We start from the raw sequence: 13948 nt of genomic DNA, 5'->3' as shown, positions 1-13948 counted from the left end.
AAGGTATGAAGAATGTTGTAGGAAAAGAGGCTGTTATGGCAACTATTCATGATGTTGCACTCAGGGCAGGAGTTTCTGTAACTACCGTCTCGCGTGTATTAAACAACCGGGGATATATCAGTCAGAAGACTCGGGACAAAGTGTATCAAACCATGGACGAACTGAACTATCGACCCAACGAAATTGCCCGTTCTCTTCTGCGTAAGCAATCCAATGTGATAGGCTTGATTATTCCCGATGTATCCCATCCGTTTTTTGGAGAACTGGCTAGCTATGTTGAGTATCATGCTTACCAGAATGGATTTAAAATTATGTTATGCAATTCCCACATGGACCCTTCCAAAGAGCGTGAATATGTGGAAATGCTCAAGGGTAATCGCGTGGATGGCATTATTATGGGAAGCCACACACTGGAAGTTGATGAGTACATGAATCTGCATTCCCCAATCGTGACCTTTGATCGTAAGATCGGTGAAGACATCCCGTTTATCTCATCTGATAACTATCAGGGAGGGGTTATGGCTGCTGAATTGCTGCTCGCAAAGAACAGACGGCATTTGGCACATATCTGCGGTAATTTGGAATTGCAAATGCTGTCCAATCGCCGGACGACAGGTTTCGTTGATACCTTGCAGGCTCATGGAGTCAAACCGGTCATGATTCATGAAACCGATCTGAATGTGTTTGATCAGCATCAGTATACAGAATTGGTGGATAAGCTGCTTGCACAACACCCCGAGGTGGACGGGCTCTTTGTTACGAGTGATCTGATGGCGGTGCATGCGCTGAAGCAGATCGTGTTAGGTGGGCGCAAGGTACCCGACGATATTGCTATTATAGGTTATGATGACAGTCGTGCGGCAGCGTATACGGTGCCTGGCATTACAACGATCAGGCAACCGGTGGAGGCCATGGCTAAGCTGGCGATTGATCTGATTCGGCGCCAACTCGCGGAAGAGAAGATCGAAATGGAGCATATTTTGCCGGTTACCATCGTGGAGAGAGAGACGACCTGATACAGGTCGTTTTTTCATATTCGTCCTTTTGCAACGGAAAAATAAAGGCACGATATTTTTTTTAAAATCGTATGTCAAACCTTTGACATTATAATTCGATTTGTAAGCGTTTTCTTTTAAACTATTGATCGGGGGCCATAACAAGATGAAAAGACAACAGAGATGGATAAAATTATCGGTATTGTCATTGATTATGATGCTTGTATTGTCGGCATGTGGAAGTAAAGCAGCAACGGAGTCCAACTCCTCTTCAGAGGGTAGCAGCAGTGAGAGTGTCAAAATTACCATGCTCAATTCCAAATCGGAAATTAACAGTCAGTTGGAACAAGCAGCTAAAGACTTCCATGCCGAAAATCCAAATATCACACTTGAAATTGTACCTGTAGGCAGTGGACAGTCTCCGTTTGAAAAAGCGTCTGCCTTGTATGCCTCCGGCAGCCCTACAACGATGATGATGCTGGACACAGGGGATGTCGAGAAATTCAAGGATCGTGTTCTGGATCTCACATCCGAGTCTTGGATGAAGGATGCTGTGGAGAACAGCACAGCGGCTACAACGTTTGATGGAAAAAATTATGCCTTCCCGTTCTCTATTGAAGGATATGGATTCATCTATAACCAGAATGTATTGGATCAGGCAGTAGGTGGGACATTCGATCCCAAGTCTGTACAGACCACTGCACAGCTTGAGGAGCTGTTCCAAAAGATTGCTGCTACTGGAAAATCACCTTTGATTGTATCTCCGATGGATTGGTCGCTTGGTGCGCATTATCTGGGGCTTGCATATGGTGGGCAGTCGGCGGACCGTGCGAAGGTGGATCAATTCATTACTGATCTGAAGGCTGGTCAAGTGGACCTTGCTTCCAACGCCGTGTTTAATGGCTTGTTAGATACATTTGATCTGATGAAAACCTACAATATTGACAAGGCTTCTCCATTGTCCGGAACTTATGAGCGTGGACCTGAGGTGCTTGGCAAGGGTGAGGTTGGCATCTGGTTCCAGGGCAACTGGGCATGGCCACAAATTTCAAGCTTTGATACAGCAGATGGAAATTATGGCTTCCTCCCAGTACCTGTGAGCAATAATCCGGATGATTTCGGTAATACGCAAATCTCTGCTGCTGTATCCAAACGAATATTGCTGGATAAGGAAAAGAGCACACCAGCGCAGCAGGAAGCAGCGAAGAAATTTTTGGATTGGATTGTTTATAACGAAAAAGGTCAGGATTTCCTGGTGAATCAAGCCAGTATTATTCCGGCATTCAGCAACATTACACTGGAGCCAACCGATCCGCTTGGCAAATCCATTAGTGAATACATCAAGGCAGGCAAAATCGAGGAATCAATGAGTACACTTCCTGCGGATCACTGGTCCAAACTGGGTGCATCCATGCAGAAATACTTGGCTGATGTCATTGACCGTGCCGGGCTTGCCAGCGAAATTCAGGCATACTGGAGCAACGTGAAATAAAGGAATTAATCATAGCCCTGTGCAGCACATAGAGAGAGACTTGCGGTACGCCGGAGATGGTGAACATACAGCTTCCACACGAGGTCTGTTCGACTTGTTTCCGGTATAACCGCCAGGCTAATCATTTGGATAGAGTGGAGGTTGACAATGCTGACCGAAAAAGGATTATGGACACGTCTGCGCACCCGCCTGATCTTTACTGGCCCGACATTATTTGCGTTTGCTACGGTGATGATTATTCCATTTTTGTATGGTATTTATTTGACGTTTACGAACTGGGATGGCATTGCCATCGATCAAAACTTTGTTGGCTGGGATAATTACATCGGTGTGTTCAAGGACACCGTGTTCTGGAAATCATTTGGGATGACGCTGGAGTACGTATTTATTACCGTTGTGCTGACCAATGCGGTTGCCTTCCTGCTCGCTTACGTTGTAACTCGGGGAATGAAGGCACAGGGCTGGTTTCGGGCTGGATTTTTCCTGCCAAATCTGGTCGGCGGAATCGTGCTTGGTTTCATCTGGCAGTTTATTTTTAATCAGGTACTCGTCTTTGCAGGACAAAAAATGAATCTCACGCTGTTCTCCACCTCTTGGTTAGCTGATCCGGATAAAGCGTTCTGGGCTCTCGTTGTGGTGACCGTTTGGCAGTATGCCGGTTATATGATGGTTATCTACATTGCAGGACTGATGAATGTGCCGAAGGATGTTATGGAGGCAGCCAGTATTGATGGGGCAAGTAATCGCAAAATGCTGGCGCGCATTGTATTGCCACTGATGGTTCCTTCGTTTATTGTATGCATCTTTTTGTCACTGCAACGGGGATTCATGGTGTATGATCTGAACGTCTCTTTGACCAGTGGCGGGCCCTTCAAGAGCACAGAGATGGTATCCATGCATGTTTATGAGCAGGCCTTTCTTGCTCGTGACTACGGATTGGGTCAGGCAGAAGCCTTTGTTCTGTTTATCCTTGTAGCCGCCATTACATTGCTCCAGGTCTATTTCAGCAAAAAACTGGAGGTCGAGGCATGATGGCTGGACAATCGCGCATTCTCAACTGGATGAAGTTTATTGCATTAATCATTGTGATGATTTTGTTTGTATTTCCGTTTGTGCTTCTAATCGTCAATTCGTTCAAGGCTAACCAGGCAATTACCTCCGATCCGCTGGGCTTGCCAAGCTCCTTTCAATTCGATAATTACGTCAATGCGTTTGACAAAATGGGATATGTATCCGCATTCAGCAATTCGTTGCTTATTACCATTGCAGGTGTATTACTGATTGCTCTTTTTGCGGCGATGACAGCCCATTACTTTGTTCGTCACAAAAGCAAGGTGAATCAGTATCTCTTTTTCCTGATGGTAGCTGCGATGATTATTCCGTTCCAGGCCATTATGATTCCATTGGTTAAAATATACGGCTCGCTCAGCCTGCTGGATAACAAGTGGTCGCTGATCTACATGTATATTGGCTTTGGCAGTCCGCTCGCCGTATTTATCTACCATGGCTTTATCAAAAGTATTCCCCTGGAGCTTGAAGAAGCGGCTCTCATGGATGGCTGCGGCAGAGTGCAGACCTTTTTCCGCATCGTACTCCCGGTGTTACTGCCAACAACCGTAACGATTAGTGTACTGAATGTATTGTGGATATGGAATGATTTTTTGCTGCCTTCCCTGGTGCTGACTTCATCCGAGCAGCGAACGCTGCCACTGTCCACGTTTTATTTTTATGGGACATACACAGTGGATTACGGTCCATTGATGGCTGGTCTGGTGTTGACCCTGCTGCCTGTCCTCATCGTTTATCTGTTTGCGCAGAAGTACATTATTCAGGGGGTCATGCAAGGGGCAATCAAATAAGTTCAGTCGGGTGATATATAGAGAGACAGGAGTGAAGGACATATGAACCAGGAACGATACGAGAAGCAGGACATAGACACAAGGCAAGAGACAGACCTTGGACTGATGAGTTCTTCGGCTCAAACGAAGGAGAGTTATACACTCGCCCGGGCCAACGCATATATCAAGGAGCATCGACATCAGCTTGATCCAACCTATCGAATGGTCTATCATTTGATGCCAGAGGTGGGCTGGATGAATGATCCCAACGGTTTCATATACTTCGGTGGGATGTATCATATGTTCTATCAGCATTATCCCTACGAACCGGTATGGGGGCCGATGCACTGGGGCCATGCGGTGAGCCGTGATTTGGTTACATGGTCTTATCTGCCTGTTGCACTGGCACCTGATCAGAGCTACGACAGTGGAGGCTGTTTCTCCGGCAGTGCAATCGTGCAGGATGGCAAGTTGGTGCTGATGTACACGGGACATGTCGTGACTGGACCCGACAAGGATAACGATTACTTACAGACACAGAATATCGCTGTCTCGGACAATGGGATTGATTTTGTCAAAAGCGCGATGAATCCGGTCATTCGGCTGGATCAAATCCCAGAGCATACCAGTCCGAAGGACTTCCGTGATCCGAAAGTGATTGAACGAAACGGTGTGTACTATTGTGTCCTTGGATCAAATGATGCTGCTGGCAAAGGTGTCATTCTGTTATATCGTTCAACGGACTTGCTGGATTGGAGTTATGTCAACATTATGGCCCAGAGTGACGGGACGCTTGGTGACAATTGGGAATGTCCAGATCTATTCATACTGGATGGCCGAGATGTGCTGATCATGTCTCCGCAGCGCATGCCTGCACAGGGAGACAACTATCGCAACTTGCATTCGACCGTTTATATGATGGGATCGCTGGATGAAGACCGGGGTGTGTTGAAGTACGAGCAGTACGTTCCGCTGGACTGTGGCTTCGACTTTTACGCACCTCAGACGATGGTTGATGCACAGGGACGACGAATCATGGTGGCCTGGATGGATACGTGGGAAACGGAAATCCCGACACAACAGTCCCATGCGTGGGCTGGAGCAATGACTTTGCCGAGACAACTAATTCGTAGGGGAGAACGCTTGATATTCCAGCCACTTCCCGAACTTATACAGTACAGGTCGGAAGGCAACGAGCAGTATGGTATACATTTAAGTGGTGACGGACATGATCTTGATCTTGGAATCAGTGGATACTGTTACGAACTGTATGCTGTATTCGAAGCGGAACAGGCACAACACTTCGGGCTGAAGCTGCGCACGGGTGAGGATGAAGAAACCGTGATTTCCTATGATGTAGAGCAGCGTCGTTTATGCTTGAATCGCGAGCAGGCCGGACAAGGGCCGGGCGGAGAACGAGCTGCGACAGTGGAACTGCTTGACGGGAAACTGGAACTTCATATTTTTATGGATGTCAGCTCCGTTGAGGTGTTCATTCAGCAGGGAGAGCAGGTAATGACAGGGCGGATCTATCCTGGGCCGAGCTCAACAGGTATTAAGGCTTTCTCATCCGGAACGTGTACGTTGACCGAACTTCGCAAATGGGATTTACGAATTCCACGATAAAATTCTATCTATAATTCAGCCTTGACCTTGAAGTATACTTCAAGGTTTATTCTTTTTTTATCAAGAAATATTGGAGGCTGAATAATGAGAATTTTAGAATGGATTTTGGTATTGGTAACCGTAGCTGCTACGGTACTCATGCTAGTGTTTCCGAAGCGCCGGGCAATAACAGTGGGCATACTCACAGCTCTGGTTCTGGCAGTGCTTCTGCATGGCTTGATTAATTCATTTCGCGTGCAGATGATACCAACCTATATCGTCACACTTGTATTATTCATTACATTAATCATTCAAGTCATGAAATCATACTGCGGTGATCGTTATGTTCAGAGCGTGCGGAGACCCGACCGTCTTTCAAGAATAAAGATGACGCTGGTATCGATCCTGGTTCTGGCCTTCAGTGCAGGTTCAATCATACTGACCTGGCTCTTACCTGCTTTTACGATGCCTGAACCAACCGGCACATATGCTATTGGCACATTCTCTCAACACCTGGTGGATGAATCTCGCGAAGAGACCAAAACACCCGAGGCTGGAGACAAACGTGAACTTATGATTAATGTATGGTATCCGGTGGATCGGAAGTCCGCCCAAGGGCTGCCGCTGGAGCATTACCCTAGTGAACTGGGAGAAGCGATCAGTCTGGTGTTTGGCATTCCGTCTCAGGTGTTCAGTTATCTGGATACCATTCCAACACATGTGGTGCAAGGAACTGAGATGTCCGCCGTCCAAAGCAAGTATCCGGTTTTGCTATTCTCGCCGGGTATCCGCTCAGCCCGTTTTCAGAGCATGACGATGATTGAGGAGCTGGTTAGCCATGGTTACATTGTGGTGGGGATAGATCACCCTTATACGTCAGCACAAGTGACATTCCCTGATGGACGTGCAGTTTCCTATCAGGCTGACCCTGAATTTGCAACGTCAGGAGAACTATATCAATATAATATAAAAGGTATAGGTATTCGTGCAGAGGATGCAAGCTTTGTACTGGACACTCTCACACAGTGGAATTCACATGATCCGAATCAATTGCTCGAAGGCAAGCTTAATCTGGATTCTGTCGGTATCTTGGGTCACTCTTACGGCGGTGCAACCACGGCGGAAGCGCTGGCTCAGGATGACCGTTTCAAAGCAGGACTTAGTTTGGAAGGCGGTTTCTGGGGTAAAGTATCCACAACAGACTTGAAACAGCCGTTTATGTATATCATGTCGGGTGGGACAGCCAAAAGTCTGGACCCGGACGCCACTGCCAAGGATAAAGTATTTTATCCCGAGTTTGAGCCTGATTTTGATCGGGTGATGTCAAACAGTCTTAATGATACCTATTATCTGACAGTGGAGAATTTATTTCATCAAAGCTTTACGGATATTTCGTTAATTTCACCAAAAATGTTTGCCAGAGGTATGACGCCAGAACATAATGTGGATATTACCAGATCCTATACGCTGGCCTTCTTTGATCGTTATTTGAAGGGGGAGGAGCAGCCGTTGTTGCAAGGCCCTTCATCTAAATTCCCTGAGGCCACTTATGATACCAAGTATACCAAGCTACGTCACCAAAAAGCGGAATAACCCAGCAGAAGGATGGAGGGTATCTATGGAAACCATGACAAGAGGAGAGCTGGCTAAGCGTACCGGTGTAAGTATGGCAACCCTCCGTTATTATGAGGACAGCGGGATTCTGCCCGCTCCCGGTCGTTCCTCCAACGGATACCGGGTGTATACTGAGGATTATTTGGTGAAGATTAAATTTATTAAGGATGCCCAGTCGCTGGGTTACTCTCTAAAGGAAATACAGGATACGTTACAGTTACTCAGTCAGGAAGACATGGAGAAGGAAACGTTAAAAACCCTTGTACGCGAACGCATCACTGACATTCAGAAGCATATTGACCATCTGGAACAGCTGCAGATTAATCTGGCACGACTGTTGCATACACCGGAGGACGATATCGACAATTATATTCAATCGTTCAGGGTGCAGAAGAAAGAGCCGTAATCGCGGCTCTTTTCCTGTTTAGGAGAAAACAGGCGTGGACTATTGAGCAGGGAATCGGGGATTTAGAAAGAATACATAGTGTAGTTTGCCAATACATAATGGTGTTTAACGTGATTTCAATAATGAAACTCACACCAACAAAAGGAGTAACATTTTCTATGAGGGATTTACAAGGCTTTGTATCCGATTACATCAAAGGAAAGAAACATCTGCATCTTGAGATTGGCGTTATTACAAAGGGAAATATCGAATATCATTCATTGGGCAATCCCAAAAAGAAGAGCGTGGCTGCTCCTGAACATAGGTTGTTCGAAATCGGCTCTGTAACCAAACTTTTTACATCTATCCTTCTATTAGAATTGGAACTTCAACAGTTGCTTTCCACGGATGACACGGTTGGCAAGTACATACACAATGGCAAAAACGATTATTTGAATAAGGTTACCTTAAAAAGTCTTGCGACACATACCTCTGGATTACCCGGAGTTGCCACAAACCTGTCCTCGAAGAAAAATCGATACAATCCGTATTCAAATTATACGGAGGATGATTTACTTGATTTTTTATCGGATGCTGACTTTACGGATCAGATGGGTTCATTTGAGTATTCCAATACTGGCGTGGGCTTACTTGGTTATATCCTATGTAAAGTATCAGGAAGTACATATGACGATCTGCTGAAAAAATATATCACAGGTCCATTAAACATGACGGAGACAGCAGCTATGCTGAATGCAGAACAGAATGGCAGATTTGTGGACGGACATACGTCAACGGGGAAAAAGATGCCTCACTGGGATACGGGTGTACATGAAGGCGCAGGGGCGATCAAGTCATCTCTTCACGATATGTGTTTATTTGTACAGGCCAACCTGAATGAAGATCATCCGCCAGCCTCTGCAATACAACAAAGTCATATGTCTGTGATGATTGGAGATTCAACCCATCATTACGCTTGGTTCAGTGATAACATCTCAGATCAGAATATACTCTGGAATAACGGTGGCACATTTGGTTTCTCCAGTTATTTGGCTATAAATAAGGAACAGAGTATAGGCGTCGTATTATTGTCCAATTATTGTTTTGGGTCAGCCTCTATTGTGGATGAATATCTGGATGCGATATTCAAGTTTATAACTAAAAAAGACCTTTATCCACTTATGCCGCTGGACCCTGTGGGTAATAAAATACTGGAAGCCATGATGCAGAGATAAAAAAACACCACGAACAGAGAGCACCTGAGGATGTGCTTCGGCGCTCTCTGTTGGAGGTTTTTTTTCGTTCTATCTTAATAGTCTTGATCATGACATACCCGCTTCACGCAGAAAATGGTGCACAATCTTCGTCTGATACTTGATACGGGTCGAGCGTTTCAGACTCCAACAGGTCTCCACTGTGACGGAACGGGCTTGTAATAGTCTTGAAGCCGCTGTACGGGCAGATCCCGGCAATTCATGCTGCTTGAGGTTAAAATGACGATCATGAATGGCAATCGACCGATTCATCCGTTCGATAACTCTTCTGCAAGCTGGAATCGTCCCACTGCCGGGATTAGTGATCAACGTCTGTCCAAGCACCCGTGAACTAAGCTGTGACAGGCCGTTAGCTTCATGCAGATCAAGCCACCAGTCGGCCCGATGTTCACGCGCCAGCTGAAAAACTGCCGCAGCGAGCGGATGCTTGGCCTTGCCTGACATACGACGTGGAAACGTACGATTCAGATCTGGCTTGCCTCTGATTTTCTTAGCGTAGGCTTGCTGGTTCACGCGTGGCACGATAATTAACAGCCCTCGCTGAATGGCGTGACGACCTGTCGCAATATCATCTGCGAGTTTTTGCGCAGCGGCCATACTCGCCGTTTCATTCCCGTGAACCCCGGATGTAATGAACATCACGGGTCCCGGCATCATGCCACGTACAATGAAGTAGGGAGTAGCGTGTACGGTGGATGCTAGAAGGACATGTTTGGTCACAAGCATGACGCTTCACCTCCGTTATTACAGTACGCCATGTCCCTCTTTCATGTAACGGCGTAAGAACAGGTCTTCATCCTATTTCCTCACAAGATGGGCCGACTAATACACCCGATGAATGATATCTTCAAAATCGGGTTCTTTCATCTCTACATCTTCAATCTCACCCCAGTGCTCCAACTGTTTCAGAATGTCCATTGTGCTCCATTCCTTCCGGTTCACTTCGACGGTGACAATCTGTCCTTCCATTCCAGTAATATGTATCGCGGACGACAAAACATCCGGGATGTGGAACGCTCCTCGGAACGTTACCCGAATCAGCGTAGGTAGTCCGATGGTTTCGCGAAGTGACGAAATCGTGCCGTCATATGTCAATTGACCATGGTTAATCACCATGACCCGGCTGCATAACTGCTCAATGTCGTCCATATCATGAGTGGTCAGCAAAATCGTTTTGCCAAACGATTCATTTAATGTACGTAGAAATTGACGAATGTTCCGCTTTGCGTTCACATCCAGTCCAATCGTTGGTTCATCGAGAAAAAGCAGTTCGGGATCATGCAGCATGGAAGCTGCGAGATCCGCACGCATGCGCTGTCCAAGCGAGAGCTTGCGGACAGGCGTGGCCCAGAACGATTCAAGGTCCAGTAGCTCGGCGAACTGGGACAGCCGTCTCTTTTTGTCCTCGGCACGGACGCCGTACATCTCGGCCAGAATATCATATGAATCTTTCACGGGCAGATCCCACCAGAGCTGGCTGCGCTGTCCAAACACAACGCCCAGTCGACCAACGGTCCTGCGCCTGTCCTGATGCGGGTTCATACCGTCAAGTCTTACCTCACCCGAGGTTGGGTGAAGGATACCTGTCAGCATTTTGATCGTGGTAGACTTGCCAGCCCCGTTCGGACCGATGTAACCCACAAACTCCCCTGGGCCGATATCAAAACTGATATCGCGTACCGCTTCCTTGGACACATACTCACGTGAAAATAACGTACGTAGACCTGAGAAACGTCCTTCGCGAATAACAGGAGTTTTGAATTCCTTTTGCAGATGCCGTGCTGTGATCATGTTCATGATTCGTTACGCCTCCTTAGCTACCTGTACTTTGATATTTGGTCATGCCGAATTGCCAGAAACGCAGACTTGCAGCCAAACTCAGTACGGCAACCGCTGCAACAGCAACAAGAATCCACGCTCCTCCTTCACCCCGTAACAGGTAAAGTGACGGAATGTAGTTGACGAATCCCACCGGAATCACCGTTAACAGAATGCCAGACATCCATTTGGGATATAACGTTAACGGATATTGGGCAGCCGTTCGTGCTGCATCCTCAGTGATCGTCTGTAATTCCTCGATACGTGTGGTCCAGAATCCGAGTGTGGCGGTAGCAAGTCCGATGGAAAAGAGAATGACTGCGCCCGTCAGGATAATGAGCAGGGAGAAGGGAATGGCGATCCAGCCAATCTGTCCGCTATGCATCATGCCTGCCACTGACCAGCAGAGAATGAACCCGCCTTGCAGGACTTCCCCAGCCATGATGCGGAAGTTTTGCGGCAGCAGTGCCAGCAATACGGGCATGGGACGTGTTAACAGTTGATCAAGCTCACCATTAACCAGATATTTTTCTAGATGATGAACTTCGTTTCCGAATGTCCGATACAGTGTTTTGGATAACGTCATGATGGCAAAGAGATAACCGATCTCATGGAGGGACCAGCCTTTAATTGCTCCGAATTTGTGCAGCACCAGAGCAACCATCAGAAACTCGGAGATCTGAATTAAAGCGGCCAGTACGGACGCCATGATGAAATTGAACTTGTATTGCATCCGGCTGCGGATGCTTGTTCGTATGAGCATTTTATATAAATTGAACCAGGAAGTTCGCTTCATCCGCCCTGCACCTCCACTTTACGACGTAACACTTGAGTGATTGCAAGACAGATCAACGTCATGAAGACACACCAAAGCAAGGTTCCCCATAACAAGGAGCCATCTTCGAAACCAAGATAGATTCGGGTAGGTACATAGAGCAGGAAAGGGTAGGGTGATATCCAGGCAAGTTGTTCAAGCCAGTTCGGTAGCCACTCCAGCGGAATGGAAAAACCAGCCAGCAGATTCATCATCGCGTGATTGCCCCAGTGAAGCCAAGAGGACTCCGTGGTCCACATCGACGTGGCACCAATGATGTAGTTCATACAGATGGATAAGTATGCGGCGCCGGCAAGACCAAGTGCGGCATAGAATAGTGTTGAAACGTCTGAGGGCCAATGCAGGGAAAAGACAATGGAGAAGAGCAGGTAGATCGGGATGCTTTTGTACACAAACTGGTAGGCAATCTGCCCCCATTCGCGTGCCATCAGGTGGGTGAACAGATGAACAGGCCTCATCAGATCCAGTGCGATCTGCCCTGTCCTGACGGATAAGGGAATACCCAATCCGTTCGTGAGAAAACCCGAGATCCATAGAGAGGATTGCGTGAACGCAATGTAACTGATCATCCCCTGTGTCCCATATTCTCCGAGAGTATGGTCAGCCCCGATGCCGATCCAGAGGCAGGCATACATGTAACCAAACATGGCGCTTGCCAAGTTATGTACCATGTGTGCCCCGCGGTATTGCAGATTCCGGGAGTAGGCTTTGGAAGCCAGAGTGAAATAAAGCATGTGACACCTCCGATAAGTGGATTGAACGGCGTTTCCGTTCACTTCAGTCAAGGCGAAAAAGAGAGAAGGACAACAGCATACCAATTTATTCCTTCACAGGCAAGACATTTTTTTAGCTAATAATGGTATTAACAGGGGTGTTCATGATTGCGCCACAAGACAACAGTCTGTCCGTTCATTTATAATTGAGAGGTAGTATCGCAAACGTTTACAATGTGAAATATTCAAATTTTAAATAAACCGCCGGGCTTGTGCTTGACGATTGAAGATACAGAACGAACAATCCGGCAAGAGAGAAGGATGTCATGAAGAAAATTGCATGGGTCACCGATAGTACCAGTACACTGGATCCCGTTTTTGCGGAGCAAAATCATATCTACATCGTACCGCTGCGCATCGTATTTGGAGAGGAATGTTACCGGGAAACCGATGACATTACATCTGAAATGTTCTATGAGAAACTTGCGGAGGCTTCACGTGCGAGCAGTTCGCAGCCACCCATTGGCGAATTCATTGAACTGTATGAGTCGCTCAAAGACAAGTACGATGAGATTATTACGATTCATTGCTCTACAGAGCTTAGCGGAACGCTGCATACGTCCATGCAGGCTGCAGAGATTGCAGGAGTGACGGTGACCGCAATTGATTCGAAGGCAGGTGCCTATCCTCACCGTGAGATGATTATGCAAGGACTGGAATGGCAGAAGCAGGGATGTTCAGCTGCCGAGATCAAAGTAAACATTGAACAGATGATTGATAACATGTCCTTTTACCTCATACCGGCCAGTCTTCAGCATCTTCACCGCAGTGGCCGGGTGTCGGGCACACAGCTGATCATCAGTCAACTGCTCAAGATCCATCTGCTGCTTCGATTTGAAGAGGGCAAAGTGGTTGTGAATGAGAAAATTCGCACGTTCAAGCGGACAAAAGAGCGCATGCTCGATATGCTCAAGCTCGATATGGAGAAAGTAAAGCATGTGTGCATTATGCATGCCAACAATCAGGAAGAAGCTGTTACAATCAAGAAGCAGATTGCCAATCTGCTCCCTAAATTAAAGACCGAAATCATGCCGTTTATTCCTGTGGTAAGTATCCATGCAGGTGCAGGAACCATTGGACTGTGCTGGATACACAGCGAGAACGGATATAGAGACTAGAAGCACCAGCATTGATCTACAGACACTCATAGACCTGGCAGGAAACACACTTATACCAAAGTGGTGCTCCTGTCAGGTTTTTTCGTATGTCATTGCCAATTCAAACAAACTGTGAGGTAATAAAGAAAACTGTTCATGTTGGAGGGAAACATGTGTTAAGTCACCGCTTGTTGCTTGTTGAAGATGATCGTTCAATTAGTG

General features: G+C 46.8%; 13 protein-coding genes. 9 read left to right on the top strand and 4 right to left on the bottom strand.

The window, feature by feature from the left end; all coding sequences use genetic code 11:
* The first annotated feature begins 35 nt into the window (after window positions 1-35).
* From MHH92_RS26195 to MHH92_RS26160, 8 genes are all read left to right on the top strand, one after another.
* A complete protein-coding gene (locus tag MHH92_RS26195) occupies window positions 36-1016 on the top strand; it encodes a LacI family DNA-binding transcriptional regulator (RefSeq protein ID WP_047841620.1) in 981 nt (326 codons plus the stop codon).
* A gap of 145 nt (window positions 1017-1161) precedes the next feature.
* Window positions 1162-2487 (top strand): ABC transporter substrate-binding protein, encoded by a 1326-nt coding sequence (locus tag MHH92_RS26190; protein ID WP_340907139.1) that lies wholly within the window; start codon window positions 1162-1164, stop codon window positions 2485-2487.
* A gap of 147 nt (window positions 2488-2634) precedes the next feature.
* Window positions 2635-3519: a carbohydrate ABC transporter permease gene (locus tag MHH92_RS26185; protein WP_036606829.1), complete on the top strand. Its 885-nt coding sequence runs from the start codon at window positions 2635-2637 to the stop codon at window positions 3517-3519.
* The gene (locus MHH92_RS26180; protein ID WP_036607075.1) at window positions 3519-4346 is read left to right on the top strand and encodes a carbohydrate ABC transporter permease; all 828 of its coding nucleotides are present in this window, start codon (window positions 3519-3521) and stop codon (window positions 4344-4346) included. Before MHH92_RS26185 ends, MHH92_RS26180 begins: the two co-directional genes overlap by 1 nt.
* A gap of 42 nt (window positions 4347-4388) precedes the next feature.
* Window positions 4389-5951 (top strand): glycoside hydrolase family 32 protein, encoded by a 1563-nt coding sequence (locus MHH92_RS26175; RefSeq protein WP_340907138.1) that lies wholly within the window; start codon window positions 4389-4391, stop codon window positions 5949-5951.
* Between the two features lie 84 nt (window positions 5952-6035).
* A complete protein-coding gene (locus MHH92_RS26170) occupies window positions 6036-7523 on the top strand; it encodes an alpha/beta hydrolase family protein (protein WP_340907137.1) in 1488 nt (495 codons plus the stop codon).
* 25 nt (window positions 7524-7548) lie between these two features.
* On the top strand, window positions 7549-7950 hold the full coding sequence (locus tag MHH92_RS26165; RefSeq protein ID WP_036606833.1) for a MerR family transcriptional regulator: 402 nt from the start codon (window positions 7549-7551) through the stop codon (window positions 7948-7950).
* Between the two features lie 158 nt (window positions 7951-8108).
* Window positions 8109-9164, top strand: a complete 1056-nt coding sequence (locus MHH92_RS26160) for a serine hydrolase domain-containing protein (RefSeq protein WP_340907136.1) — start codon at window positions 8109-8111, stop codon at window positions 9162-9164.
* An 87-nt stretch (window positions 9165-9251) separates the two neighbouring features.
* Here the strand turns inward: MHH92_RS26160 and MHH92_RS26155 are convergent, their stop codons facing one another.
* From MHH92_RS26155 to MHH92_RS26140, 4 genes are all read right to left on the bottom strand, one after another.
* The gene (locus tag MHH92_RS26155) at window positions 9252-9929 is read right to left on the bottom strand and encodes a succinylglutamate desuccinylase/aspartoacylase family protein (protein WP_339191334.1); all 678 of its coding nucleotides are present in this window, start codon (window positions 9927-9929) and stop codon (window positions 9252-9254) included.
* Between the two features lie 96 nt (window positions 9930-10025).
* Complete coding sequence (locus MHH92_RS26150; protein ID WP_340907794.1) at window positions 10026-10994, bottom strand: ABC transporter ATP-binding protein; 969 nt, start codon at window positions 10992-10994, stop codon at window positions 10026-10028.
* A 22-nt stretch (window positions 10995-11016) separates the two neighbouring features.
* The gene (locus tag MHH92_RS26145) at window positions 11017-11817 is read right to left on the bottom strand and encodes an ABC transporter permease (protein WP_047841615.1); all 801 of its coding nucleotides are present in this window, start codon (window positions 11815-11817) and stop codon (window positions 11017-11019) included.
* On the bottom strand, window positions 11814-12590 hold the full coding sequence (locus tag MHH92_RS26140) for an ABC transporter permease (RefSeq protein ID WP_340907135.1): 777 nt from the start codon (window positions 12588-12590) through the stop codon (window positions 11814-11816). Before MHH92_RS26140 ends, MHH92_RS26145 begins: the two co-directional genes overlap by 4 nt.
* 305 nt (window positions 12591-12895) lie before the next feature.
* Here MHH92_RS26140 and MHH92_RS26135 point away from each other — a divergent pair, with 305 nt between their 5' ends.
* Window positions 12896-13747, top strand: coding sequence for a DegV family protein (locus MHH92_RS26135; RefSeq protein WP_047841614.1), 852 nt, complete (start codon window positions 12896-12898; stop codon window positions 13745-13747).
* Window positions 13748-13948 lie beyond the last annotated feature (201 nt).

This window comes from Paenibacillus sp. FSL M7-1414 (assembly GCF_038003195.1).
Lineage (GTDB): Bacteria > Bacillota > Bacilli > Paenibacillales > Paenibacillaceae > Paenibacillus > Paenibacillus amylolyticus.
The sequence above is the reverse complement of the archived record's forward strand: the minus strand, read 5'-3'. Positions and strand labels throughout refer to the sequence as shown.